The following is a 24,170-nucleotide window of genomic DNA, read 5'->3' as shown; positions in this document are numbered from 1 at the left end:
GCCCCCGATTTAACCATCCGGCTGGCGAAGTCGAGCCGATCGCTTATGCTGGCGAGCGCCATGGCCCGCATCGTCCACCACCCCGATTATGTGTCGCCCGCAGCACCCGGCAGCCGTTTCAGCTTCGACAAATATGGGCTGGCGATGATGGCACTGGATGAGGCGGGCGCACCGTTTGAGATGCACGAGCCGGAGCCGATGCCCCGCGAATGGATCGCGGCCGTCCATGATGCGGACTATGTGGATCAGGTGATCGCAGCGTGCGTGCCGCCTGAAAAGGAACGGCGGATCGGCTTTGCCGTCACACCCCATGTCGCCCGTCGCGCGCAGCTTGTACCCGGCGGGACATGGCTGGCGGCGAAGCTGGCGCTGGCGCACGGCTTTGCCGCGAACAGCGCGGGCGGCAGCCATCATGCACTGGCGGATACGGGGGCGGGCTATTGCGTGTTCAACGATCTGGCGATCACCGCCAACCGGCTGATCGCGCAAGGGGATGCCAAGCGGGTGATGATCGTCGACCTTGACGTGCATCAGGGCGATGGCACCGCGATCCTGATGGCCGGGCGCGACGATGTGTTCACGCTGTCGATCCATGCGGACAAGAATTTCCCCGCGCGCAAAGCCCGATCGTCGCTGGATGCTGCACTGGCGGACGGGGCTGACGATGCAGCATATCTGGCGGTGCTGGACGCGCATCTGGACCCGGCAATCGATGGATTTCAGCCTGACCTGATCCTTTACCAGGCGGGGGTGGATCCCCATATCGAAGACAGGCTGGGCCGGCTGGCGCTGAGCGATGCCGGCCTTGCCGCACGGGATGTGCGGGTGATGGTTGCAGCACGGATGCGCGGTGTGCCGCTGGCGAGTGTGCTGGGTGGTGGCTATGGTGAAGACCGCATGGCGGTGGCGCGGCGCCATGCACGTTCGATAATTACGCTGGCGACAGCAGCGGCCAAGCCCCGCGTGATGCCCTGAGACATTTTCTTCTTTGAGGGGGGCGGGGCCGGGGTCTAGGGAAAGCGCCGTAAAGAACGAGGTATCTAGGGCTATGGCGACAGCCGTTCACGAAATCACTCCCAAGGAGGCCGCGGCCAATCCACCGGCCGAGGCGATCGTTGTACGTTTTGCCGGCGATAGCGGCGATGGCATGCAGCTGACCGGGGGGCAGTTTACATTGTCCACGGCGCTGGCTGGCAATGACCTTGCCACCTTCCCCGATTTCCCGGCCGAAATCCGCGCGCCGCAGGGCACGCTGTTCGGCGTGTCCGCGTTCCAGATCAATTTCGGGTCGACCGCGATCGAAACCGCGGGCGACGCGCCCGACGTGCTGATCGCGATGAACCCCGCCGCCCTGAAGACGAATGTCGGCGCGCTGAAGCCGGGCGGCCTGATCATCGCCGACGAAGGCGAGTTCGGCGCGCGCAACCTGGCGAAGGCCGGTTATGACGTGTCGCCGCTGGGCGATGGCAGCCTGGCCAAGTGGCAGCTGCTGAGCTTCAACATTTCGCAGCTGACGATGGATGCGGTGAAGCCGTTCGGCCTTGGCAACAAGGAAGCGCTGCGCTGCAAGAACATGTGGACGCTGGGCCTGGCCCTGTGGATGTTCGACCGCGATCGCGCGCCGCTGATCAAGTGGCTGGAGCAGAAGTTCGCCAAGAACCAGACGCTGGTCGACGCCAACGTCGCCGCGCTGAACGCCGGCCATGCCTTTGGCGAAACAGCCGAAATTTCCGGCCCGCTGAAGCAGCACCATGTGGCGCCGGCGGAAGCGGAGCCGGGCCTGTACCGCACCATCACCGGCGCGGAATCGATTTCGCTCGGCCTGGTGGCTGGCGCGCAGCTGGCCAATGTGAAGATGTTCTTCGGTGGCTATCCGATCACCCCGGCATCCGCGATCCTGCACCATTTGTCGCAGCTCAAGGAATATGACGTCACCACCTTCCAGGCGGAGGACGAAATCGCCGCGATCGCATCGGCGATCGGCGCATCCTATGGCGGGCAGCTGGGCGTCACATCGTCGTCCGGCCCCGGCATCGCGCTGAAGGGCGAGGCGATGGGCCTTGCCGTGATGACCGAATTGCCGCTGGTCATCGTCAATTCGCAGCGTGGCGGCCCTTCGACCGGCCTGCCGACCAAGACCGAGCAGTCGGATCTGTATCAGGCCGTCTATGGCCGCAACGGCGACGCCCCGATGCCGGTGATTTCGGCCTGTTCGCCCGCCGACGCATTCGATTGCGCGATCGAAGCGGTGCGCATCGCCACCCAGTTCATGACGCCGGTCATGCTGCTGACCGACGGTTATATCGCCAACGCGGCCGAGCCGTGGAAGGTGCCCGACATGAGCGGTTACGCGCCGTTCCCGGTGCACTATCTGGACAGCGTGCCCGAAGGCGGGTTCAAGCCGTACAGCCGCGACGACAAGCTGGCGCGCCCGTGGGTGAAGCCCGGCACGCCTGGCCTGATCCACCGCATCGGCGGCATCGAAAAGCAGGTCGATACCGGCCACCTCGATTATTCGCCGGCCAACCACCAGGCGATGACCGATCTGCGCCAGGCGAAGGTGAACGGCATCGCCGATCATATTCCCGATCAGGAAATCACGCTGGGCGAACCGGGCGGCAAGCTCGTCATCGTCGGCTGGGGTTCGACCTATGGGCCGATCCTGCAGGCGGTGCGCCGGGCGCGGGCCAAGGGGCTGGATGTCAGCCACATCCATATCCGCCACATCTGGCCGATGCCGAAAAATCTGGGCGCGTTGCTCAAGGGCTATGAAAAGATCATCGTGCCCGAGATGAACACCGGCCAGCTCAAGACCGTACTGCGCGATCAGTATCTGGTCGACGCCCGTCCGCTCAACAAGGTTTCCGGCCAGCCCTTCCGCATCGCCGAAATCGAAGCCGCTATCGAGAGTGCGCTCGCATGAACGAGATGACCAAGTTCACCACGACCCCCAAGGACTGGGAAACCGATCAGGAGGTGCGCTGGTGCCCCGGTTGCGGCGACTATGCGGTGCTGAAGGCGGTGCAGCGGACCATGCCCGAACTGGGCGTGCGGCCGGAAAACACCGTGTTCGTATCCGGCATCGGCTGCTCGTCGCGCTTCCCTTATTATATGGAAACCTATGGCTTCCACACCATCCACGGCCGCGCGCCGGCGGTGGCGACGGGGGTCAAGCTCGCCAATCCCGAACTCGACGTGTGGATCATCACCGGCGACGGCGATGCGCTGTCGATCGGCGGCAACCACACGATGCACCTGCTGCGCCGCAATCTCGACTGCCAGGTGCTGCTGTTCAACAACGAGATTTACGGGCTGACCAAGGGGCAATATTCGCCCACCAGCCGCGTCGGCACGCGTTCGCCATCGACGCCGTACGGATCGGTCGATCGGCCGGCGAGCCCGTGCAGCTTTGCGCTGGGATCGGGCGCGCGTTTCGTTGCGCGGGCGATCGACACGCACAAAAACCTGCCGTCTGTGCTGAAGGCCGCCCACGCCCACAAGGGCGCGAGCTTCGTCGAAATCTACCAGAACTGCATCGTCTATAATGACGACGTGTTCGCGCCCTTCACCGAAAAGAAGGCGGCGCCGGACAACCAGATCTGGGTGGAAGACGGCAAGCCGGTGCTGTTCGCGAACGGCGCCAAGGGGCTGACGCTCAACCGGACGGACCTGAAGCTGCATGTCGTCGATGTCGTCGATGGCGACTGGGAAGCGGCCGGCGTGATCGTCCACGACCAGACCAACCATGGGCTGGCGCAGATGCTGATCGATTTCGCTCCCGGCGAAGGCGGCCCCGTTGTGCTCGGCGTGATCTTCAACCATCCGCGCCCGACCTTCGACCGCGCGGTGGTCGAACAGAATGCGGCAGCGACGGCGGGCAAGAAGCCAGACCTGCAAAAGCTGATCTCCAAGGGCCAGACCTGGCAGGTGGAAAAGGCCGGCCCCACGCTCTGATCGTTCGCGGCCATGCGGATGTTGAAAAATGATCCGCATGGCCGCAGGACGGACCGATGACCAGTATCTTATGGTTCCGTCAGGATTTACGGCTTGCTGACCAGCGCGCGCTGGTGGCGGCGGCGAGCGAAGGCCCGGTCGTCTGCCTTTATGTTCTCGATGACGAGCGGCCCGGGCCGTGGCGGATCGGTGGGGCGCAACGCTGGTGGCTGCACCATAGCCTGAGCGCGCTTGCCGATGCGTTGGTCGACAGGGGCGCCCAGCTGATCCTGCGGCGTGGCGATGCCGTGGAAGAGGTGCTGCGGCTGGCGTGCGAAGTTGGCGCCGCGCGTGTCCATGCGCTGCGCCATTATGAACCATGGTGGCAGGATGCCGAAGCCGCGCTGGCGGACCGGATCGACCTGCACTTGCACGATGGCGGCACGCTGGCCCCGCCGGATCGGGTGCGGACGGGCGGTGGCGGCCGTTATCGGGTGTTCACGCCGTTCTGGCGCGCGCTGAAGGAGCAGATGCCGCCCGAACTGCCGCTGCCGGCGCCGGACCGGATTGCGACGGTGGCCGATCACCCCGATAGCGATGCACTCGACGACTGGGCCTTGCTGCCGACCGCGCCGGATTGGGCCGCCGGATTTGGCGACTATTGGGCACCCGGTGAAGAGGGCGCGAAGGATGCGCTGCGCAACTTCCTGCCGAACATCACCGACTATGATACGGCCCGCAACCTGCCGTCGATCGCCGGATCGTCGCGCCTGTCGCCGCATCTGCATTTCGGCGAAATTTCGCCAGCCACCGTGTGGCACCATGCCGCGAAACGCGCGCGCGGCGAGGCCGAACCCTTCCTGCGTGAAGTGGGCTGGCGCGATTTCGCCGCGAACGTGATCGATATCCTGCCCGATTATGGCCGGCGCAACGGGCGCGAGGCGTGGGACGATTTCCCATGGCGCGATGCCGAGGCGGATTTCGCGGCGTGGACGAAAGGGCGCACGGGCTATCCGATCGTCGATGCCGGAATGCGCGAATTATGGGCGACCGGATGGATGCACAATCGGGTGCGGATGATCGCCGCATCCTTCCTGACCAAGCATCTGCTGATCGACTGGCGGCGCGGCGAACGCTGGTTCTGGGATACGCTGGTCGATGCCAATTACGCCAATAATGCGGTGAACTGGCAGTGGATCGCGGGAACGGGGATCGATTCCAATCCGTTCGGGCGGATCATGGCGCCGATCCTGCAATCGGAAAAATTCGACGCGGCGGCCTATATCCGCAAATGGGTGCCCGAACTGGCCAAGGTGCCCGAACCGTGGATCCACGATCCCCACGAGGCCGGTTGCGCGCCGAAGGGCTATCCGGCCCCGCTGATCGGCCATCGCGCGGGGCGGGCAAGGGCGCTGGCGACGGCGGAGGCCCATGGCCGTGGCGGATGAAGGGCGAAGCGCAATGAGGCGCGATCAGCCAGCGAGAGGCCACCATCTGGTGACGGCCGACCGGGGTTTTGCCACGGGGGCGGGGCTTGGCGCGCAGCTGGCGGCATTGGGCGTCCGCCGCGTGCTCGACCGGATCGATCGGGGGCTGGACGAGGGCGCGATCGACGTGACCCTGCCCGATGGAACGCAGCGCCGGTTGGGCGGGCGAAAGGCGGGGCCTGTCGCGATCGTCGCGTTGCGCCACTGGCGGGCGCTGGCGCGGCTGATGGCGAGCGGTTCGGTCGGCTGGTATCGCGCCTGGGCCGAAGGCGAATGGGCCAGCCCCGATCCGGTGCCGCTGTTCGATCTGTTCATGCGCAACCGCCATGCGCTGGGCGAGGCGGGGCGCGCACGCGGGCTGACGCGGATGGTGAACCGCATCAAACATGCGCTGCGCCACAATGATCGCACCGGCGCGCGACGTAACGTCGCGTTCCATTACGACCTGGGCAATGATTTCTACGCGGCCTGGCTCGACCCGACGATGACCTATTCCAGCGCGCGCTTTGCCGAGCCGATTTCGCCCGGCGAGCCGCTGGATGTGGCGCAGACGCGCAAGGTGCGGATGCTGCTGGATCGGCTGGCGCTAAAGCCGGGCGATCGGCTGCTGGAGATCGGCTGCGGTTGGGGCGGCCTCGCCGAAATCGCGGTGCGGGATTATGGCGTCCACGTCACCGGCATCACGCTTTCGACCGAGCAGCGCGCCTTTGCCGAGGCGCGGCTGGCGGCCGCAGGCTTCAGCGATCGCGCGGATTTCCGGCTGGTCGATTATCGCGATGTGGCCGGGACGTTCGACGCGGTGGCGAGCGTCGAGATGGTGGAGGCGGTGGGCGAGGCGTATTGGCCGGCTTATCTGGAAGCGATCGCCCGCGTGCTGAAGCCGGGCGGGCGGGCCGCGATCCAGTTCATCGATATCGATGATGCGATCTTCGCCGATTATGCGCTGAGCGCGGACTTCATCCAGACCTATATCTTTCCCGGCGGAATGCTGCTGTCCGAAAGCCGGTTCCGCAAGACCGCCGAGGGGGCCGGGCTGGCCTGGCGCGACCTGGACCGGTTCGGCCTGCATTATGCCGAAACATTGCGACGCTGGCGCGAGCGGTTCGACCGGGCGGTAGCCGAAGGCGCGCTGCCGGGCGGGTTCGATCCGACGTTCATCGGCCTGTGGCGCTATTATCTGATGTATTGCGAGGGCGGTTTTCGCGGTGGCGGGATCGATGTGGCGCAGGTGACGCTGGTTGGCGCAGCATGATTTGAGATTTGTCGTTTCGGAACCGCAAGCCCCGCCATATGTTCGTTGCTGTGAACCCCGATGGGAGACGATGATGGCTGATACCCCGACGAGCACCCCTGCCACCAAGCCCGCACGTACCGCCAAGCCCCGGACAGCGACGGCCGCCGCGAAGAAACCGCGCGCAACGGCAGCCAAGCCCAAGGTGGCAAAGCCCGCAGCGGCCACAAAGGGCAATGGCGCAACCACCGCGCAGAAAGCCCGCGCCGAAGTGACGGCGGTGGCGGCCAAGGCGAAGACCGCGGCCACCAGGGTGAAGGACAAATTGCCCCCCGCGACACCGCGCAATGTGGCGATCGGCGCGGCTGCCGCCGTTGTTGCGGTAGGCGCCGGGCTGGCCGCCACCGTGGGCCGCGCGCGCATCGCCAAGGCATCGGGCGAGATTGTCGAATCGGTGAAGAAGGGCATCGCCAAGACCCGGGCGAAGTCGAAATCGGCGAACGATTCCGAAGCCTGAACGGACTATGCCGCCGGCCGAATCCGTCCCGCGACGGGACAATGTGACAGCCGGCGGCCGTTAACCCATTCGGGCAGGGGACAAGATGGTAAGCAAGGCGTTAAGCCTTGCCTATGATCGAGGCACGACCCGGATTCGCTCCGCGGATATCCGCGCGATGGCAGGGATTTGGCACGGCATCGCCCGTGCCCGTTGTGCCGGCCGGAGACCAGCCTGCCCCGGCCATGGCCGATGCGGCGGATCCCGGTGAAGCAGAATCCCGCCTTTTCAGTGATGTCCGGTTGTTCGTCATCACGTTTGCGGCGGGATTCCTGTTCTTTTCCGCCTGGCTGGCCTGACACGCACGAACCCGCGCCAGGCCACGCCCATCAATCGCACGCGAGGTGGAGCTTCCATGCCAGCCAGGCCGAAACAAGGCACATGGCGGCGACCAGCAGCAACGTCTGGACTACGGTGACGCCCATCGCCGTCAGACCCATGATCGCCAGCGATCCGAGCACCATGGCCCCCGAATTGACGATGTTGTTGGCGGCAACGGTGCGCGCCGTCTGGTCTTTGGGGACGGTGGTGGTGAGGAAGGCGTAGAGCGGCACGACAAACATGCCGCCGGCAACCGCAACCGCGAACAAGGCGAAGAACACTTCGATCGCGCCGGGATGATCGACGAACTGGGCGAGCGTGAAAAGCTGGCCGCCGCCAAGGCCTTGCCAGCCATTCGCGACATGGAACATGAACAATATGGCGACGCCCATGCCGATCACCGATGCGGGCGCATATTTGGCGGACACATGCGCGCCGAGCAGCCGGTTGATCGCGACCGACCCGATCGCCACCCCGACCGAGAAGATGGCGAGGAAAAGGCTGGCAACTTTTTCGTCGGCGGTGAAAACATTCTTCACCAGCGGCGGGAAGATCACCACCAGCACCGATCCGATCGCCCAGAAAAAGCTGATCGCGCAGATGGCGAGAAACAGGCGCGGGATGTGCATCGTTCCCGAAACCAGCCGGATCGACGAACGAATGATATGAAAATCGAGCGGTGGCGTCGCCCCCAGCGGCGGGGCCGGCGGGACCTGACGGCCGGCGAACCAGCCGAGAATGGCCACGCCGAGCACGGTGGCCGCGACGGCGCCTTCGTTGCGGCTCATCATCCCGGCGATGATCGTACCGGCCAGGATGGCGATATAGGTGCCGGCTTCGACGAGGCCGGTGCCGCCGAGCACTTCATCATTGTCGAGATGCTGGGGCAGCAGGGCATATTTGATCGGGCCGAAAAAGGTGGAATGCACCCCCATCGCCAGCACCGCGACCAGCATCAGCGCGATCGACCAGGTTTGCGTGACCGACGACAGCAGCAACCCGGCGGCCCCCACGACCATGATGCCGATTTCGGCACTCTTCACGATCCGGATGATGCCCGCCTTGTCGCGCGTATCGGCCAACTGGCCGGACAAAGCGGACAGAAGGAAGAAGGGGAGGATGAACAGTCCCGTCGCGATCGCATTGAACCAGGCTTCCACCCGGGGATCGGAATAGACCTCGTAGGTGACGAACAGCACCATCGCGGTCTTGAAGAGATTGTCGTTGAATGCCCCCAGGAACTGAGTGACGAACAGCGGCAGAAACCGCCTTCTGGCCAGAAGCCTTATCGATGCATGCATAGGGAGCGTGTGTCGCCTTGTTCTTATCGATCGGCTGCATAGCCCAAGCACAGGGCAGCACCAAGCCCAAGCGCCCGCCGCCGCATGGATATGCGGTCATTGCGCCGACGATGCCAATCGCACTCCCCAACGGCGAAAAAGCGCGCTAAGACGGTGGGAAATCATGCTGACCTTGCCCAATATCCTCACCCTGTCGCGCATATTCGCGGTGCCGATCCTGGTGTTCCTGTTGTGGGGAACGCCACGCTGGTACGATTATGCGCTGGCTTTCGGCCTCTATGTGCTGATGGGGGTGACCGATTATTTCGACGGCTATGTCGCGCGGGCGCGCGGCACGGTATCGAAACTGGGCGTGTTTCTCGATCCGATCGCCGACAAGATCATGGTCGCCGCGGTGGTCATGATGCTGGTGTTCACCCGCGATATTTCGGGTTTTGCCGTCGTCGCGGCGCTGGTGATCCTGCTGCGCGAAATCGCGGTTTCGGGCCTGCGTGAATTTCTGGCGGACCTGCGCGTTTCGGTGCCGGTGAGCAAGCTGGCGAAATGGAAGACGACGTTCCAGCTGATATCGCTGGGCGGGCTGATCCTGGCCGGCGCGGTACCGCAATGGCCGCTGGTGCACAGCGCGGCCCTGTTCTGCCTGTGGGCGGCCGCCGCCCTGACCCTGATCACCGGCTGGGATTATCTGCGGGTCGGCCTGAAACATATGGATTGAGACGAAGGCGTGGCGATCGAGATCCTGTATTTCGCGTGGGTGCGCGAAGCGATCGGTGCCGACGCCGAAACGGTGAACCCGCCGGCCGAGGTGACGACGATCGCCGAACTGGTGGGCTGGCTTTCGGGCCGGTCCCCCGGCCATGCCGCCGCCTTTGCCGATCCCACGCGCCTGCGCGCGGCGATCGATCAGGATTTTGCCGGGTTCGACGCGACCATCGCGGGTGCGCGCGAAATCGCGCTGTTCCCGCCGGTGACGGGGGGATGAGGGCGATCCGCGTTCAGGCCGAGGCCTTTGATCCGGGCGCCGAACTGGCCCGGCTGGAGGCGCTGGGCGGGGGCGCGGTGGCCAGTTTCACCGGCCTTGTGCGTGGCGATGGCGGCCTGATCGATATGACGCTGGAACATTATCCGGCGATGACCACGCGGGCGATGGCGGCCATCGCCGAGACGGCCGAAGCGCGCTGGCCGCTGATCGGACTGACGCTGATCCACCGTTATGGCGTGCTGGTGCCGGGCGACCGCATCGTCTTTGTCGGCACGGCATCGTCGCATCGGGCGGCGGCACTCGAATCCTGCGCTTTTCTGATCGACTGGCTGAAGACCGCCGCGCCCTTCTGGAAGCGCGAGCGATATGCCGACGGGCGGGGCGCGTGGGTGGAGGCGAAGGCCGCCGATGATGAAGCCACGGCGCGGTGGCAGGCAAGGTGATGCGGGGTTCCGGGGCTTAATCGGCCCCGTCGAGGAAGGCGGCGACGGCGGCGAGATCCACATCCTTGGCCAGGAATGTATGGCCGATGCCACGCGCGAGCAGGAAGGGCAGGCGGCCGCCGGCCATCTTCTTGTCATGCATCATGTGCGCGACGAGCGTTGCGCCCGATGCGTTGACCCCGGCTGCGGCCAGGGTTGCGGGCAGGCCGGCGGCTTCGAGATGGGCGCGGACGCGGACGGCATCGTCCGCCGGGCATAGCCCTTGGGCTGCGGAAAAGCCGAAGGCGAGCGCCATGCCGGCGGCGACGGCTTCGCCATGCAGCAGGCGATCGGAGAAACCGGTTTCGGCTTCCAGCGCATGGCCGAAGGTGTGGCCGAGATTGAGCAATGCGCGCCGGCCGCTGGTTTCGCGTTCGTCATCCGCCACGATCGCAGCCTTGGCGGCAACGCTGCGCTGGATCGCATATTCGCGCGCGGCGCTGTCGCCGGCGAGAAGGGCCGGGCCGTGGGCTTCGCACCAGTCGAAAAATTCGGGCGAATCAATCAGGCCATATTTCACGACCTCGGCATAGCCGGCGCGGACTTCGCGCAGCGGCAGCGTATCGAGCGTCGTCGGATCGATCAGGACATAGGCTGGCTGGTGGAAACTGCCGATCAGATTCTTGCCGGCGCGGCTGTTGATCGCGGTCTTGCCGCCGACCGACGAATCGACCTGGGCGAGCAGGGTGGTCGGCACCTGAACGAAACCGCAGCCGCGCTTGAGGATGGACGCGGCGAAGCCGGTGAGGTCGCCGATCACGCCGCCGCCCAGGGCCACGATATTGTCGCTGCGTTCGATTTCGAGTTCGAGCAGGCGATCGGTGACGATTTCGAGGTTTTTCCAGCTTTTGGTCGATTCGCCCGCCGGCAGGGTGATCACATCATGGCCGATCCCGGCGGCATCGAGGCTGGCGGCGAGGCGCCCCAACTGGGCCTGTGCGACGGATTCGTCGGTGACGATTACGAAGTGGTTACGGCGCACATAAGGGCGCAGCAATTCGCCCGCGCGATCGAGCGCGCCTGCTTCGATATCGATGGCATATTTGCGGTCGCCAAGGGCGACATCGACCCCGATCACAGGTTGAGCGCCTTCATGATCGAATCGACGGTGGCCTCGTGCGGCAGCGGCTGGCTGCGGACATGGATGGGCGCGAGCGCGTAGACCGGATTGCGGATGGCGGCCAGTTCGGCCAGCACTTCGCGCGGTTCGCGATCCTTGAGCAGCGGGCGGCCATCGCGCCGGCCGACGCGATCGGCCAGCACATCGATATCGGCGTCCAGCCAGATCGCGGTCGCCTTGTCGAGAATGAGCTGGCGCGTGTCGTCCTGCATGAAGGCCCCCCCTCCGGTAGCCACGATCTTGGGATTGCCGTCGATCAGCCGCGATATCACCCGACGTTCGCCGTCGCGGAAATGCGCTTCGCCGAATCGGGCGAAAATTTCGGGAATGCTCAAACCCGCCGCGACCTCGATTTCATGATCGGCGTCGATGAAGGGCAAATGCAGGCGGGCGGCCAGACGGCGGCCCACGGTGGACTTGCCCGATCCCATCAGCCCGATGAGCACGATCGGCCGGCTGAGAATGGCGTGGCGGGAATGGAGGGTATGCGGCATTGCGCGGGGGCTATACACAGTGCGGCACCATCGGGCAAAAGCCACATGCCGACGTACCGGCGGCGGCCGTAGCAAGGGAATATCATGTCGCGTTTCGGGCTTATCCTCATCGTCCTGCTGCTCCTCTTGATCGGGGGCGTGGTGTTCCTGTCGACGGTCGACACCGAGGTGCCACCGGTTCAGGTTGAAAAGGCGATGCTGAATGAAGCTGCCGCGAAATAGGCTGATCATAGCGGCGCTGCTGGGTGGCGTCGCGCTATGGCCGGCGATGGGCCAGGAATCGCTGTTGCCGCCCGGCTTCGGCGATGCCGTTCCCGCGCCCGCACCACAGCCGCCATCCAATCGCCCCGCCCCGGCATCGTCCGCCCCGACGCCAGTGTCACCCGCCCCCGGCGGGCCGACCGATCTGCTGCCGCCGGCGCCCGAAGTCGCGGCCGCGGCCGAGGATGAGGAAAAAAGCGACGCTGAACTGGCGGCGGATAGCGAAAAGGCCGCCGAACTGGAATTGCCCGCCGCCGCCCGCCGGTCGATCGATACGGTGGGGGCGCTCAACGCGCCGTGGGGCATGGGGCCGGATGCGTTCGGCGGCACGAGTGGTCACACGCTCAACATATTGATGCGTCGCACGGCCGCGCCGTTGCCGTCGCGCTGGGCATCGATGCTGCTGCGCCGCGCGCTGTTGTCGCGGGTACCGACGCCGGTTCGCGCCGAGCCGCAGGACTGGGTGGCCGAACGGGCGTGGATGCTGCTGCGCATGGGCGAAGCGGATGCGGCGCGGATGCTGGTGCAGGCCGTGGATGTCGACCGGTTCAACGCGCGCCTGCTTTCGATCGCGGCGCAGACCGCGCTGGCGACGGCGGATCCGGCGGGGCTTTGCCCGCTGACGGCGGCGGCGGGCGATAGCGGCGAGCCGATCTGGCCCATGGCATCGGCCATCTGCGCCGGGCTGGCGGGCGAAGCCGCCGTTTCGGGCGCGATGATCGATCGGACACGCGATCGCGGGATCGCGCGCGGGATTGATGCGCTGCTGGCTGAAAAGGTGGTTGGCGCGGGCAGCAATGGCCGGCGCGCCGTGACGATCGAATGGACTGGTGTCGAGAAACTGACGAGCTGGCGCTTCGGCCTGGCATCGGCCACCAACGTGCCGATCCCGGATGAATTGTTCGCCACCGTCGGGCCGCAGGCGCGGGCGTGGCAGGCGCGTGCCCCATTGCTGGCGGCGGCGAATCGGGTGGGGCCGGCGCGGACGGCTGCGGCGCTGGGCGTGTTTTCCAACGCCGCGCTGGTCGATCTGTACGGGCAGGTGGCCGAACAGACCGACGAAGCCGAAATTGCGGATAGCGACGCCGGGCGGCTTAGGGTTGCGTATGTCGGCGAAGATGCGGCGGCCCGCATGGGGGCGATTCGCAGCCTGTGGCAGGGCGCACGACCGGGGCGGGATCGTTATGCAGCCGCGATCCTGACGGCGCGGGCCGCGGCCCGGATCACCCCGAGCGCCGACCTGGAAGGTGATGCGGCCAGCCTGATCGGCGCGATGCTATCGGCGGGGCTTGATTATCAGGCGGCGCGCTGGGCGCCGGTGGTGAACGCGATGAGCAGCAGCGACGCCGATGATGCGTGGGCGATGCTGGCCGTCGGCACGCCGCGTGCCGTGGTGGATATCGGCGCGGGCCGGGTGGAAGATTATGTCGGCCGCCGGGACGAAGACGGCGCGCACAAGGCCCGGATGCTTGTCGCGGCGCTGGCCGGGCTTGGGCGATTGCCGGCAGCCGGCGCGCGCAACGCGGCGGAAAAGGCCGGGTTCGATCTCGCGCAGCAGGACGCCTGGACACGGGCGATCGATTCGGCCGCCAATCGGGGTGAACCGGGAACCGTGGCACTGCTGATCGCAACGGGGATGCAGACCCGCGACTGGCGGGGCGTTCCGCCGCATTATTTCAACCATATGCTGGCCGCGCTGGTCCGCGTGGGGCTGGAGGGTGAGGCGCGGATGATCGCGGCGGAGGCGATGACCCGGCTGTGACGGCGGCCGACCCGCGCGATACGGGGCGCGACGGCCGCGCGATCGCCCGTTTTCTGGAGATGCTGGCGGCCGAGGCGGGTTCGGCCCGCAACACATTGCTGGCTTATGGCACGGATCTGCGGGGCGCATCCGACCTGCTGGGCGCGCGGCTGGCGGTGGCCGGGGAAAATGAACTGGGCCGGCTGGGGGCTGCATGGGCCGATCTTGCCCCGGCGACGGCGGCGCGCAAGGCGGCGGCCTTGCGGCGTTTCTTTGCCTTTCTGGTCGACGAAGGGGAGCGCGATGACGATCCATCAGCCGCGCTGCCGCGCCCGCGCGCCGGCCGGGCATTGCCCAAGACGCTGGACCGGGGCGATGTGGACCGGCTGTTCGCGGAACTGCAACGCCGGCAGGCAGCCGATCCGATCCCCGGCCATCTGCGGCTGACCGCGCTGGTCGAACTGCTTTATGGATCGGGGCTGCGGGCGACCGAGCTGGTATCGCTGCCGCGCCGGGCACTGCGCCCGGACCAGCCATTCCTGATCCTGAAGGGCAAGGGTGGCCGCGAACGGCTGGTGCCGATTTCGGATCGGGCGCGGGCCGCCGTCGCGGAATGGGCGGTGCTGGTGCCGGCCGACAGCCCGTGGCTGTTCCCTTCGGGCAAGAACCATTTGTCGCGCGTGCGGCTGTATCAATTGCTGAAGACACTGGCGGCCGATGCCGGCATTCCACCCGCGCGGATCAGCCCGCACGTGCTGCGCCATGCCTTTGCCACGCACCTGCTGGAAGGGGGGGCGGACCTGCGCGCGTTGCAGCTGATGCTGGGCCATGCCGACATCGCGACGACGCAAATCTACACCCATGTGGACAGCCGCCGGCTGGTCGAACTCGTCAATGCGCGCCATCCGCTCGTTGACGCGCACCGTAACCCGGCTTAACCGCGCCTGATGGTCGCCTTTCTCGAATTCGAAAAACCCATTGCCGAACTCCAGAACCGTATCGCCGATCTGCGCGAAACGGGCGAGGCCGGCACTGTCGACATCACCGCCGAAGTCGCCAAGCTGGAGGCGAAATCGGACAAGCTGCTGCGCGACACCTATGCGCGGCTGACGCCGTGGCAAAAGACGCAGGTGGCGCGGCATCCCGAACGCCCGCACTTCAAGGATTATGTGGCCGGTTTCGTCAGCGATTTCGTGCCGCTGGCGGGCGACCGCGCCTTTGCCGACGATCAGGCGATCATCGGCGGGCTGGGGCGCATCGGCGGCCGGCGCGCCGTGGTGATCGGCCATGAAAAGGGCGACGATACCGCCAGCCGGCTGCGCCACAATTTCGGCATGGCCAAGCCCGAAGGCTATCGCAAGGCGATCCGCCTGATGCAGCTGGCCGATCGGTTCGGCCTGCCGGTGGTGACGCTGGTCGACACGTCGGGCGCATTCCCCGGCATTCAGGCCGAAGAACGCGGCCAGGCCGAAGCGATCGCCCGGTCGACCGAAGCTTGCCTGGAACTGGGCGTGCCGATGGTTGCGGCGGTGGTGGGTGAAGGCGGTTCCGGCGGCGCGGTGGCGCTGGCGGCCGCCAATCGCGTGCTGATGTTCGAACATGCGGTTTATTCGGTGATCTCGCCCGAAGGTGCCGCATCGATCCTGTGGCGGACATCCGACCGGGCGCCCGACGCGGCCGATGCGATGCGGATCACGGCGGCCGACCTGACCAAGCTGGGCGTGGTCGATCGGATCGTGCCCGAACCGATGGGCGGGGCGCATCGCGATCCGGCCGCCGCGATCGCGGCGCTTTCGGCGGCGATCGGCGAAGAACTGGATATGCTGTCGAGCCTGTCCGCCGATGCCCTGCGCGCGGCGCGGCGCGACAAGTTTCTTGCAATCGGTTGACATGATGCACGGAACCGGGCGGAGTTTGCCGGGTTCTGGAATGTCGAAAACAGATTGCAGGAGGCGGGGAATGAAGCGAATCGTGGCGTGGGGCGTCGCGGCCTCGCTGCTGGGCTATGCCGGCTATGGCGCGGCCCAGCAGGCGCAAAGCATTTCCGCCGCCGACAAGAAGGCCGGCGCAGAGGCGCATCCCCAGTTGCTGCAGGAATTTGGCGGGGCGTTTCCCGGCCCGGCCAGCAATTATGTGACCGGCGTTGGCCGCAAGATCGCGATGCAATCGGGCCTTGCCAATTCGCAGGGTGAATTCACCATCACCTTGCTCAATTCGCCGGTGAACAACGCCTTCGCGATCCCCGGCGGCTATGTCTACACCACCCGCCAGCTTGTCGGCCTGATGAACGACGAGGCCGAACTGGCATCGGTGCTGGGCCATGAAGTGGGGCATGTCGCGGCGCGCCATTCGGCCAAGCGGCAGCAGGCGGCGCAGCGCAATGCGGTGATCGGCGCGTTGCTGGGGCTGGGCATCGGCGCGGTGGCCGGCGATTCGGTGATTGGCGATCTGCTGCAGAAGGGCACGGGCCAAGCGACGCAGCTGCTGACGCTGCGTTATTCGCGCAAGCAGGAATATGAAGCCGACGATCTCGGCATCCAGTATCTCCAGCGGGCGGGCTATGACACGCTGGCATCGTCGACGATGCTGGCGTCGCTGGCGGCGCAGACCAGCCTTGAGGCGCGCGAGCAGGGTGGCGAGGCGCGCAATATGCCCGAATGGGCGAGCACCCATCCGGATCCCGCCGGCCGCGTCGTTCGCGCGCGACAGAAAGCGCAGGCGATGGGCGGCACCGGCCGCGCCCGCAACCGCGACGCGTTCCTGATGGCGATCGACGGGCTGCTTTACGGTGACGATCCGAAACAGGGCGTGGTCGACGGCCGCACATTCCGCCATCCGGCGTTGCGGATCGCGTTCACCGCGCCGCAGGGCTTCGGCATTTCGAACGGAACCAGCGCGGTTTCGCTGAGCGGGAGCGGCGGACAGGCGCAGTTCGCCGGCGGCAGGATGAACGGGTCGCTATCGGCCTATATCGACGGCGTGTACCGCCAGCTGGGCGGGCAGGGCAGCGTCAGCCAGATCCAGACGACCCGGATCAACGGCGTCGACGCCGGCTACGCCGTCACCCGCGCGCAGACCAAGCAGGGCCAGGTGGACGTGGGTATCATCGCTTATCCGGCTGGTGATGGCAGCGCCTATCATTTCGTGACGCTGGCCCCGGCGGGGCAGGGCTTCGGCCCGTTTGCCAGCACCGTGCAATCCTTCACCCGGCTGACCCCGGCACAGGCATCCGCGATCCGCGCGCGCAAGGTGGATGTGGTGGCGGTGAAGGCGGGCGATACGCCGCAAACGCTGGCGCAGCGCATGGCGTATGACACGATGAAGCTGGAACGGTTCCTGACGATCAACGCGCTGCCGGCGAACGCACGGCTGGCGCCGGGCCAGAAGGTGAAGCTGGTCGTCTGGGGGTAAAAGGCCCAACAAAGAAAGGGCGGCGAACCGTGAGGTCCGCCGCCCGATCCGGTTAGCTGATGCCTGGCGCTTAGGCGGCCGGCGTCATGCTGGTGCTGACGTTGTTGAAGGTGTTGCCGAGCTGCTTGCCCAGCGAACCCATCGCGGTGATGGCGGCAACAGCGATCAGAGCGGCGATGAGGCCGTACTCGATTGCGGTGGCGCCCTTTTCATTCTTCAGCATCTTGCGGATGAACTGCATGTCCGGTCTCCATCGTTCCAGTATTCAGGGAGTGTTCCGTCTCCCACCGATGCCGTATTCGGGCGCCAGTAAGGCTGTTTTGGCGTTGCGCGGTTGATAAACGCTTAATTTGGACCTGTGAAATTCGGATATTGGTGGTCAATTAGGCGTTAACCACTTTGTTCGTGACATTGTCCCACATATTGATTGTGGTGCTGGCGAAGCCATTGAGCGCAACCAGCATCGCGATCACGACGAGCGCGATGATCAGGCTATATTCCAGCGCGCTGGCGCCGGTGCGATCGGCCAATAGTCGGTCGAAAAATTTTCGCATACGCGATCCTAGCCGCCGGGCCATGTTCCCGGCATGGTCGATCCTGCCGCAACACATTTAAGAAAGACCTTATGGCCAAGCCTGAATCTGCCGTTTCCGATATATTGACGGTGGTCGCCGTCGCGCTGGTGGATGGGGACGGGCGTGTCCTGCTGCAGCAACGCCCCGAAGGAAAGGCGATGGCCGGGCTGTGGGAGTTTCCCGGCGGCAAGGTGGAACCCGGCGAATTGCCCGAAGCCGCGCTGGTGCGCGAACTGCGCGAGGAACTGGGCATCGACGTCGAAGCCGCATGCCTTGCGCCGGCAACCTTTGCGAGCGAACCGCTGGCCGGGCGCCATTTGCTGCTGCTGCTGTACGCCTGCCGGAAATGGAAGGGGATGCCGCAGCCACTGGAAGCGACCGCGCTTCGCTGGGTACGGCCGATCGACATGCACGCCATGGCCATGCCGCCGGCCGATCGACCGCTGATCGGCCTGATCGAAGCGCTGCTTTAGGGCCGTACGACGAAACGACCGGGCGCTACGACAAAGACCATTGATACAATGTAACATCTGCCTTATTGGGGCATTGATATAACGTATCAAAAGGGTGTCGCATGGTTCGGGCTGGATTATTGTGTGGCGTAGCGTTGCTGTGGACAGGGATGGCGCAAGCGGCGGACGTGCCGGCTGCGGGCGATCAGGCCGCCGGCCATGATCGCAACGCCCCCGGCGATTATCATGAGGACCCGGCCGGGGACATCATCGTCACGGCCCCGTTCGGGCGCGATATCAGCAACCAACTGAGCGGCACATCGGTCGTGTCCGGCGAAATGCTGACGCGGGAATTGCGGCCGACGATCGGCGAAACGCTGGCACGCCAGCCGGGCGTATCATCCACATCGTTCGGGCCGAACGCATCGCGCCCGATCCTGCGGGGCTTTCAGGGCGATCGCGTGCGCGTGCTGACCGACGGCATCGGCAGCTTCGACGCGTCGAGCACGTCGGCCGACCACGCCGTCGTCATCAATCCGCTGACATCCGACCGGATCGAAGTGCTGCGCGGGCCTGCCGCCTTGCTGTTTGGATCATCCGCCGTGGGCGGGGTCGTCAACGTCATCGACAGCCGCATCCCGCGCCGGATGCCGGATGAGCCGGTGCATGTCGACGGCATCGGCACCTATGGCAGCGCCGCCAACGAACGGTCCTTCGGCGGAGCCGCCCAAACGGCGATCGGCGACACATTCGTCGTCCATGTGGACGCAAGCTACGCCAGGACCGGCGATCTGGATACGGGCGGCCATATCCTGTCCCCGGCGCTGCGCGCGCAGGCGGCAACAAATGCCGACCCTGATATTGCCGCGCTGGCGGACCTGAAGGGCAAGTTGCCGAACAGTGCCGCGCGCACCTGGGAAGTTGCCGGTGGCGGCGCAATCATCACCGACACGGGCAATTTCGGCGTATCGGTAAGCCGGTATGACAGCCTGTACGGCGTGCCGATCCGTTATTCGCTGGACCCGGATGTCGAGGCCGAAGCGGTGCGGCTGGACGTGAAGCAGACCCGCGTCGATTTCCGCGGTGAAGTGGATACGGGCGGCGGATTTTTCGACAAGATCAAGCTGCGCGGCGGGTTTGCCGATTACGAGCATAGCGAGATCGACGAGGATGGGGCCGTTGGCACGACATTCTACAGCCAGGGCTGGGAAGGCCGGCTGGAACTGGTCCAGCGCGAGCAGGGCGGCTGGCGTGGCGCCATCGGCGGGCAGGTGCTGTTCCGCGACCTGAACGTGATCGGCGACGAAAAATTCCTGCCGAAGAATGAAAGCCAGCAATTCGGCCTGTTCACGCTTCAGGAACTGAATCTTGGCCCGGTGACGGTGGAGGCTGGCGGCCGGTTCGAACATTCGGTTGTCAGCGCCCAGGCCGATGCCGATCTTGGCAACCCGCGCTATAATCGCACCTTCGACGCGATATCGGCTTCGCTGGGGGCCGGTTTGGACGTTGCGAAAGGCTGGCGCGTCGGCCTGAACCTGTCGCGCAGCGAACGCGCGCCATCCGCGGAGGAGCTGTTCGCCAACGGCCCGCATGCCGGCACGCAGAGCTTCGAGATCGGCAATCCCGATTTCAACCTGGAAAAGAGCTGGGGCCTGGAAGCGACGGTGCGAGGCAAGGGGCCGGGCTATAATATCAGCCTGTCGGCGTTCCACAGCTGGTTCAACGGTTACATCTATGAAAGCGCGACCGGCGCTGTGGAAGATGACCTGCCGGTTTTCCAATATGCCCAGGCCGACGCGCGTTATTATGGCTTTGAAGCCGAAGCCTCGGCAACGCTGGCGCAGATCGGCGAAACGAAGATCGTGGCGGACGCGCTGGCCGATATGGTGCGGGCGCGGATCGTGGGAACCGGGCCGGTGCCGCGCATCCCGCCGCTGCGCGTGCTGGGCGGGATCGAGGCGCAAGGCGAAAAGCTCACGGGCCGAATCGAAGTGGAGTGGGCCGACAAACAAACCCGCATCGCCAGTTTCGAGACCCCGACCGACGGCTATACGATGGTCAACGCGTCGCTGGCGTTCAAACCGTTCGGCAGCGCCAACCCGACGAGCATCATATTGTCTGCCAACAACATTTTCGACGTGGTGGCGCGCAGGCATGCGAGCTTCCTGAAGGATTACGCGCCTTTGGCCGGCCGGGATATCCGCCTTACGACCCGCTTCTCGTTCTGACCGACCGAACGACGACAGACGCAACGGCCACACGCATGGCCGTTGCGTCTGTCGCGCGCCTCATGATAAAGGTGACGCCACTTTCACCTGTCGACAAGAACAGGGTGCGTGGTGGAGAGGTGGATGCAGCGGAATAACGTCCAGGCTGAACTGCGTAGCGGCCCCGCGCGGGTGCGCGTTCAGACTTATATATATGATACGCCTTCGCAGCAGATGCGCTGTCCGATGCAGCATACCCTGACCTTGATGACATCGCGCCGCCCCAACGCCTGGCGCGGTTATTTCCACCGGCCGCACCAGCCGGGACGGATGTTCGCATTCGGCGATCTGATCTTCGTACCGGCGGGTTTGAGCATTTACGGCAGCGGCCCCGGCGGTGCGCAAACCATGGTGGAATGTGCTTTTCCGCCGGGCGCCAGCAAGGCGCTGGAAATGTTCGAGGAAGGCTGGGAAGACCGCGATCTCGCCCGTTGCGGCGATTTGCGATCGGACAGAATCGCCGATGCGGTGCGCCGGCTGGGCCAGGAAGCGCTGGAGCCGGGCTTTGGCAGCGACATTCTTGTCGATGCGCTGACCACGGCCCTGCCGATCGATCTGGCCCGCCATTTTCAGGAAGTGGTGCGGCGTTCCGCGCCGGTGAAGGGCGGGCTTGCACCGCACCAGTTGCGCACGATTGAGGATTATGTGCGCGAATGGCCGGTAGGCGGGGTCAGCGTCGGCGGACTGGCAGAACTTGTCGGGTTGAGCCGCGGCCATTTCATGCGCGCGTTCAAGCAAAGCGCGGGCAAGACGGTGCACGGTTTCGTCGAAGCCGTCCGGCTGGATCAGGCCAAGACATTGCTGGCCGATGGCGACATGCCGCTGAAGCAGATCGCCGCCCGGCTGGGCTTTGCCAATCCGGCGAGTTTTTCGCTGGCGTTCCGTCGCCTGACCGGGGATACCCCCGGACGCTATCGCAGCGTACGCAAGGGGCTGACCTGACATATCGGCCATCCGGCTACGCAGATGCGCGGTGCAAGGCCGCAAAGAGGGTATATCGCGATCCGCTTATTGGCCCCCGGCGCGGATAGCGCGGTTCGCGGGCTGCTTTATGAATCCTTGTGATAACAGCGTCACTATAAGAACATAGGCGTTACCCGCATCCCTGCGGCAACCCCTTAAGAGATCCTCCCATCGGCGGCGTTTGCCGCAATCCACGGAACAAGGCCGTTGAAGCCATCCGTGACAAGGGAGGATGAGAATGGGATCTCTACATCGTCATAGCGTGCGTTCGCGTTGGAGCATCTTCGCCCGGTTGCAGGCGGGCGTCGCGCTGCTGGCGCTGCCGGTTGCGGCGCTGGCGCAGGATGCCGCACCCGCCACAGGTGCGGATACCGGCGGGCTGGAAGACATCGTCGTCACCGCGCAGAAGCGCAGCGAATCGCTGCAGCGCACGCCGCTGGCGATCAGCGCGGTCAGCGCCGATACGATCGAAACCCGCCGCATCACCGACGCATCGATGCTCAGTTCGGTTGCGCCGAGCCTGTCGACCACGACCGGTCCGTCATCCAAGGGGCACCTTATCGTCCAGATTCGCGGTATCGGCGAATCCGAACCGATCCTGACCGCGGACAGCCCGGTTGGCATGTATGTCGACGGCGTGATCGTCGGCCGTTCGACCGGCGCGATCTTCGAACTGGTCGATCTGGAACGCATCGAAGTGCTGCGCGGGCCGCAGGGCACGCTGTACGGCCGCAACACCACCGGCGGCGCGGTGAACCTGATCATCAAGAAGCCGTCGGATGAATTCGGCGTCGAAATGGTCGGCAGCTATGGCAATCGCGGCTACTGGCAGGGCCGGGGTTCGATCGATACCGGCGAGATCGGCGACAGCGGTTTCAAGGCGAAGATCAGCTATCTGCACAAGCAGGCCGACGGCTATGTCGACAATCTGAACGCCAAGGACAGCCGCGATCCGGGCGCCTACAACACCGATGCGGTGCGCGTGGCACTGGCCTATGATCGTGGTGGCGATTTCCGCTTCAATTATGCGTTCGACTGGGCCGAAACCAACGCGGTGGCCGCGATGGCGCAGATCACCGTCGCGAACCAGAATGTGATCGATTATTTCAGCCAGTCGGCGGCACTGGGTGGTTCGGCCTTCATCGGCCCGGATCGCAACCGTCGCAGTTCGGCGACGCCGGACGTGACCGGCACGTTCGACCGTTCGATGAGCCATGTCGCCACCGCCGAGGTGGATCTTGGCCCGGACACGATGTTCCGTTCGATCACCGGTTTCCGCACCTGGCGCAACAAGATCAGCAACACCGACCTGGATAATAATTCGGGTCTGGTCGGGAATGTAAATCTTCCGGTTGCGGGTGTGCGGCCGGTGGCGCTGTTCGGGGCGAACAATGATCGTCGTCAGCATCAGTTCAGTCAGGAAATCAACCTGATCGGGCAGATCGGCAGCAGTGTTGAATATGTTGCCGGTGCATATTTCTTCACCGAAGAGGCGCGCGAGACGAATCCGCAGTTCTTCACGCTGCTGCTTCCGCCTGCATTTGGCGGGGTGATGAACCGCACGTCGGTGAACGACTATCGCACCCGCAATGAATCGAAAGCGATTTTCGGGCAGGCGACCTATCATCTGACGGACGATCTCAGCTTCACCGGCGGGGTTCGCTATACGTGGGATGAAAAGAAGCTGATCCAGACTTCGGCCATCGCGCGCCAGCTTTCGAAGAATTTCTCGAACTTCAACTATTCGGCGACGCTGACCTGGCAGGCGACGCCGGACATCATGACTTATGCCCGCATCGCCAGCGGCTATAAGGCCGGCGGCTTCAACCCGCGCGCGATCAACGATGGCTATGATCCGGAAACGCTGACGTCGTACGAATGGGGCGTGAAGAGCGAGTTCTTCGATCGTCGCCTGCGGTTCAACGGCACGTTGTTCTACATGGATCTGAAGGACAAGCAGCTGAACCAGTTCGTCGCCGGTTCGGGCGGTGCCGCGAGCCAGACGCTGAACGCCGGCAAGGCCGACTTCAAGGGTGTCGAAATCGAAGTCGAAGCGCTGCCGTTCGATGGGCTGCGGCTCAATGGTTCGCTTGGGTATGTCGATCGTAAGTTCAAGGAGTTGCTGGCGGTTGATCCCACCGACAACCAGGAGAAGGACTACGCGTCGATCGGCCAGTTCAGCTATTCGCCGAGCACGACGGCGAATGTCGGCGCGCAATATTCGATCAACGATGTGGCGGGTGGTACGCTGTCGATCCGGGCCGACTACACCTACAAGAGCAAGGTGCATTATAACGTGTTGCCGGGCGCACCCTTCGCGCGGTTCGACGCCGATATCGCGGCACCGGGCTATGGCCTGATCGATGGCCGGATCACACTGGCGGATGTTGCCGTCGGCGGTGGCGAGGCGACGTTCACCCTGTGGAGCAAGAACCTGACGAACAAGGTTTATCGCGCCTCGGGGATCGATTTCACCTCGTTCGGTTACGCCATCAATATCTACGGTGAACCGCGCAGCTATGGCTTCGACGTCAAATTCAAGTTCTGAGCCGCCCATGATGGGTTAGGCTACGGGAAAGCGCGCGGGCGACAC

The 24,170-nt window shown here is 65.1% G+C and carries 23 protein-coding genes; 18 read left to right on the top strand and 5 right to left on the bottom strand.

Translation table 11 applies throughout. The features are described from left to right. Nucleotides 1-60: 60 nt before the first annotated feature. The 6 genes from KC8_RS04455 (at nt 61) to KC8_RS04430 (ending at nt 7,168) form a co-directional block, all read left to right on the top strand. On the top strand, nt 61-975 hold the full coding sequence (locus tag KC8_RS04455; protein ID WP_010124476.1) for a histone deacetylase family protein: 915 nt from the start codon (nt 61-63) through the stop codon (nt 973-975). Nucleotides 976-1,048: 73 nt separating this feature from the next. Further along, nucleotides 1,049-2,923 (top strand): 2-oxoacid:acceptor oxidoreductase subunit alpha, encoded by a 1,875-nt coding sequence (locus KC8_RS04450; protein ID WP_010124478.1) that lies wholly within the window; start codon nt 1,049-1,051, stop codon nt 2,921-2,923. After that, nucleotides 2,920-3,954 (top strand): 2-oxoacid:ferredoxin oxidoreductase subunit beta, encoded by a 1,035-nt coding sequence (locus KC8_RS04445; RefSeq protein ID WP_010124479.1) that lies wholly within the window; start codon nt 2,920-2,922, stop codon nt 3,952-3,954. Before KC8_RS04450 ends, KC8_RS04445 begins: the two co-directional genes overlap by 4 nt. Nucleotides 3,955-4,010: 56 nt before the next feature. Further along, nucleotides 4,011-5,381 (top strand): cryptochrome/photolyase family protein, encoded by a 1,371-nt coding sequence (locus tag KC8_RS04440; RefSeq protein WP_010124481.1) that lies wholly within the window; start codon nt 4,011-4,013, stop codon nt 5,379-5,381. Between the two features lie 13 nt (nt 5,382-5,394). Beyond that, nucleotides 5,395-6,672: an SAM-dependent methyltransferase gene (locus KC8_RS04435; protein ID WP_010124483.1), complete on the top strand. Its 1,278-nt coding sequence runs from the start codon at nt 5,395-5,397 to the stop codon at nt 6,670-6,672. A gap of 73 nt (nt 6,673-6,745) precedes the next feature. After that, entirely contained in the window at nt 6,746-7,168 is a 423-nt protein-coding gene (locus tag KC8_RS04430) for a hypothetical protein (RefSeq protein ID WP_138956636.1), read from the top strand. Nucleotides 7,169-7,536: 368 nt separating this feature from the next. On the opposite strand, the gene KC8_RS04420 is transcribed toward KC8_RS04430, so the two are convergent. Beyond that, nucleotides 7,537-8,829 carry an MFS transporter gene (locus KC8_RS04420; protein ID WP_010124489.1) on the bottom strand — a complete coding sequence of 431 codons (1,293 nt, stop codon included), beginning with the start codon at nt 8,827-8,829 and terminating at the stop codon, nt 7,537-7,539. 163 nt (nt 8,830-8,992) lie between these two features. On the opposite strand from KC8_RS04420, the gene pgsA reads away from it, so the two are divergent. The 3 genes from pgsA to KC8_RS04405 are packed head-to-tail and all read left to right on the top strand — an operon-like array spanning nt 8,993 to nt 10,254. Next, the gene (gene pgsA, locus KC8_RS04415; RefSeq protein WP_010124491.1) at nt 8,993-9,544 is read left to right on the top strand and encodes a CDP-diacylglycerol--glycerol-3-phosphate 3-phosphatidyltransferase; all 552 of its coding nucleotides are present in this window, start codon (nt 8,993-8,995) and stop codon (nt 9,542-9,544) included. Between the two features lie 9 nt (nt 9,545-9,553). Beyond that, the gene (gene moaD / locus KC8_RS04410) at nt 9,554-9,811 is read left to right on the top strand and encodes a molybdopterin converting factor subunit 1 (protein WP_010124492.1); all 258 of its coding nucleotides are present in this window, start codon (nt 9,554-9,556) and stop codon (nt 9,809-9,811) included. After that, the gene (locus tag KC8_RS04405) at nt 9,808-10,254 is read left to right on the top strand and encodes a molybdenum cofactor biosynthesis protein MoaE (RefSeq protein ID WP_010124493.1); all 447 of its coding nucleotides are present in this window, start codon (nt 9,808-9,810) and stop codon (nt 10,252-10,254) included. Before moaD ends, KC8_RS04405 begins: the two co-directional genes overlap by 4 nt. A gap of 16 nt (nt 10,255-10,270) precedes the next feature. Here the strand turns inward: KC8_RS04405 and aroB are convergent, their stop codons facing one another. Further along, nucleotides 10,271-11,368: a 3-dehydroquinate synthase gene (aroB, locus tag KC8_RS04400; protein WP_029624387.1), complete on the bottom strand. Its 1,098-nt coding sequence runs from the start codon at nt 11,366-11,368 to the stop codon at nt 10,271-10,273. Next, nucleotides 11,368-11,907, bottom strand: a complete 540-nt coding sequence (locus tag KC8_RS04395) for a shikimate kinase (protein ID WP_010124495.1) — start codon at nt 11,905-11,907, stop codon at nt 11,368-11,370. Before KC8_RS04395 ends, aroB begins: the two co-directional genes overlap by 1 nt. Nucleotides 11,908-11,991: 84 nt before the next feature. Between KC8_RS04395 and KC8_RS20045 the strand changes: the two genes are divergently transcribed. From KC8_RS20045 to KC8_RS04375, 5 genes are all read left to right on the top strand, one after another. Beyond that, on the top strand, nt 11,992-12,129 hold the full coding sequence (locus tag KC8_RS20045) for a hypothetical protein (RefSeq protein ID WP_192807688.1): 138 nt from the start codon (nt 11,992-11,994) through the stop codon (nt 12,127-12,129). Further along, nucleotides 12,110-13,930 carry a hypothetical protein gene (locus tag KC8_RS04390; RefSeq protein ID WP_010124496.1) on the top strand — a complete coding sequence of 607 codons (1,821 nt, stop codon included), beginning with the start codon at nt 12,110-12,112 and terminating at the stop codon, nt 13,928-13,930. The genes KC8_RS20045 and KC8_RS04390 overlap by 20 nt, the downstream gene beginning before the upstream one ends. Next, nucleotides 13,927-14,847, top strand: coding sequence for a tyrosine-type recombinase/integrase (locus KC8_RS04385; protein WP_010124497.1), 921 nt, complete (start codon nt 13,927-13,929; stop codon nt 14,845-14,847). Before KC8_RS04390 ends, KC8_RS04385 begins: the two co-directional genes overlap by 4 nt. Nucleotides 14,848-14,856: 9 nt before the next feature. Then, complete coding sequence (locus KC8_RS04380; RefSeq protein ID WP_010124498.1) at nt 14,857-15,798, top strand: acetyl-CoA carboxylase carboxyltransferase subunit alpha; 942 nt, start codon at nt 14,857-14,859, stop codon at nt 15,796-15,798. A gap of 70 nt (nt 15,799-15,868) precedes the next feature. Beyond that, the gene (locus tag KC8_RS04375) at nt 15,869-17,320 is read left to right on the top strand and encodes a M48 family metalloprotease (protein WP_010124499.1); all 1,452 of its coding nucleotides are present in this window, start codon (nt 15,869-15,871) and stop codon (nt 17,318-17,320) included. Nucleotides 17,321-17,390: 70 nt separating this feature from the next. On the opposite strand, the gene KC8_RS04370 is transcribed toward KC8_RS04375, so the two are convergent. Both KC8_RS04370 and KC8_RS04365 read right to left on the bottom strand, forming a co-directional pair. Beyond that, nucleotides 17,391-17,561 (bottom strand): Flp family type IVb pilin, encoded by a 171-nt coding sequence (locus KC8_RS04370; RefSeq protein WP_010124501.1) that lies wholly within the window; start codon nt 17,559-17,561, stop codon nt 17,391-17,393. 142 nt (nt 17,562-17,703) lie between these two features. Further along, a complete protein-coding gene (locus KC8_RS04365; RefSeq protein ID WP_010124502.1) occupies nt 17,704-17,874 on the bottom strand; it encodes a Flp family type IVb pilin in 171 nt (56 codons plus the stop codon). A 71-nt stretch (nt 17,875-17,945) separates the two neighbouring features. On the opposite strand from KC8_RS04365, the gene KC8_RS04360 reads away from it, so the two are divergent. The 4 genes from KC8_RS04360 to KC8_RS04345 all read left to right on the top strand — a co-directional run bounded on the left by KC8_RS04360 (nt 17,946) and on the right by KC8_RS04345 (nt 24,125). After that, nucleotides 17,946-18,368 carry a (deoxy)nucleoside triphosphate pyrophosphohydrolase gene (locus KC8_RS04360; protein WP_010124503.1) on the top strand — a complete coding sequence of 141 codons (423 nt, stop codon included), beginning with the start codon at nt 17,946-17,948 and terminating at the stop codon, nt 18,366-18,368. A gap of 149 nt (nt 18,369-18,517) precedes the next feature. Further along, nucleotides 18,518-20,575: a TonB-dependent receptor gene (locus tag KC8_RS04355; RefSeq protein WP_010124504.1), complete on the top strand. Its 2,058-nt coding sequence runs from the start codon at nt 18,518-18,520 to the stop codon at nt 20,573-20,575. A 123-nt stretch (nt 20,576-20,698) separates the two neighbouring features. After that, nucleotides 20,699-21,556: a helix-turn-helix domain-containing protein gene (locus tag KC8_RS04350; protein WP_010124505.1), complete on the top strand. Its 858-nt coding sequence runs from the start codon at nt 20,699-20,701 to the stop codon at nt 21,554-21,556. A 259-nt stretch (nt 21,557-21,815) separates the two neighbouring features. Continuing rightward, complete coding sequence (locus KC8_RS04345; RefSeq protein WP_050805367.1) at nt 21,816-24,125, top strand: TonB-dependent receptor; 2,310 nt, start codon at nt 21,816-21,818, stop codon at nt 24,123-24,125. The last annotated feature ends 45 nt before the right edge of the window (nt 24,126-24,170 follow it).

The organism is Sphingomonas sp. KC8 (assembly GCF_002151445.1).
Taxonomy (GTDB): Bacteria; Pseudomonadota; Alphaproteobacteria; order Sphingomonadales; family Sphingomonadaceae; genus Sphingomonas_E.
This window is presented reverse-complemented; position numbering and strand designations above follow the sequence as displayed.

Bases quoted from the DNA above. Each gene is read 5' to 3' on its own strand.
- KC8_RS04455 (WP_010124476.1), top strand. From the start codon at position 61: ATGGCCCGCATCGTCCACCACCCCGATTATGTGTCGCCCGCAGCACCC.
- KC8_RS04450 (WP_010124478.1), top strand. From the start codon at position 1,049: ATGGCGACAGCCGTTCACGAAATCACTCCCAAGGAGGCCGCGGCCAAT.
- KC8_RS04445 (WP_010124479.1), top strand. From the start codon at position 2,920: ATGAACGAGATGACCAAGTTCACCACGACCCCCAAGGACTGGGAAACC.
- KC8_RS04440 (WP_010124481.1), top strand. From the start codon at position 4,011: ATGACCAGTATCTTATGGTTCCGTCAGGATTTACGGCTTGCTGACCAG.
- KC8_RS04435 (WP_010124483.1), top strand. From the start codon at position 5,395: ATGAGGCGCGATCAGCCAGCGAGAGGCCACCATCTGGTGACGGCCGAC.
- KC8_RS04430 (WP_138956636.1), top strand. From the start codon at position 6,746: ATGGCTGATACCCCGACGAGCACCCCTGCCACCAAGCCCGCACGTACC.
- KC8_RS04420 (WP_010124489.1), bottom strand. From the start codon at position 8,829: ATGCATGCATCGATAAGGCTTCTGGCCAGAAGGCGGTTTCTGCCGCTG.
- pgsA (WP_010124491.1), top strand. From the start codon at position 8,993: ATGCTGACCTTGCCCAATATCCTCACCCTGTCGCGCATATTCGCGGTG.
- KC8_RS04405 (WP_010124493.1), top strand. From the start codon at position 9,808: ATGAGGGCGATCCGCGTTCAGGCCGAGGCCTTTGATCCGGGCGCCGAA.
- KC8_RS04395 (WP_010124495.1), bottom strand. From the start codon at position 11,907: ATGCCGCATACCCTCCATTCCCGCCACGCCATTCTCAGCCGGCCGATC.
- KC8_RS20045 (WP_192807688.1), top strand. From the start codon at position 11,992: ATGTCGCGTTTCGGGCTTATCCTCATCGTCCTGCTGCTCCTCTTGATC.
- KC8_RS04390 (WP_010124496.1), top strand. From the start codon at position 12,110: ATGAAGCTGCCGCGAAATAGGCTGATCATAGCGGCGCTGCTGGGTGGC.
- KC8_RS04380 (WP_010124498.1), top strand. From the start codon at position 14,857: ATGGTCGCCTTTCTCGAATTCGAAAAACCCATTGCCGAACTCCAGAAC.
- KC8_RS04375 (WP_010124499.1), top strand. From the start codon at position 15,869: ATGAAGCGAATCGTGGCGTGGGGCGTCGCGGCCTCGCTGCTGGGCTAT.
- KC8_RS04370 (WP_010124501.1), bottom strand. From the start codon at position 17,561: ATGCAGTTCATCCGCAAGATGCTGAAGAATGAAAAGGGCGCCACCGCA.
- KC8_RS04365 (WP_010124502.1), bottom strand. From the start codon at position 17,874: ATGCGAAAATTTTTCGACCGACTATTGGCCGATCGCACCGGCGCCAGC.
- KC8_RS04360 (WP_010124503.1), top strand. From the start codon at position 17,946: ATGGCCAAGCCTGAATCTGCCGTTTCCGATATATTGACGGTGGTCGCC.
- KC8_RS04355 (WP_010124504.1), top strand. From the start codon at position 18,518: ATGGCGCAAGCGGCGGACGTGCCGGCTGCGGGCGATCAGGCCGCCGGC.
- KC8_RS04350 (WP_010124505.1), top strand. From the start codon at position 20,699: ATGCAGCGGAATAACGTCCAGGCTGAACTGCGTAGCGGCCCCGCGCGG.
- KC8_RS04345 (WP_050805367.1), top strand. From the start codon at position 21,816: ATGGGATCTCTACATCGTCATAGCGTGCGTTCGCGTTGGAGCATCTTC.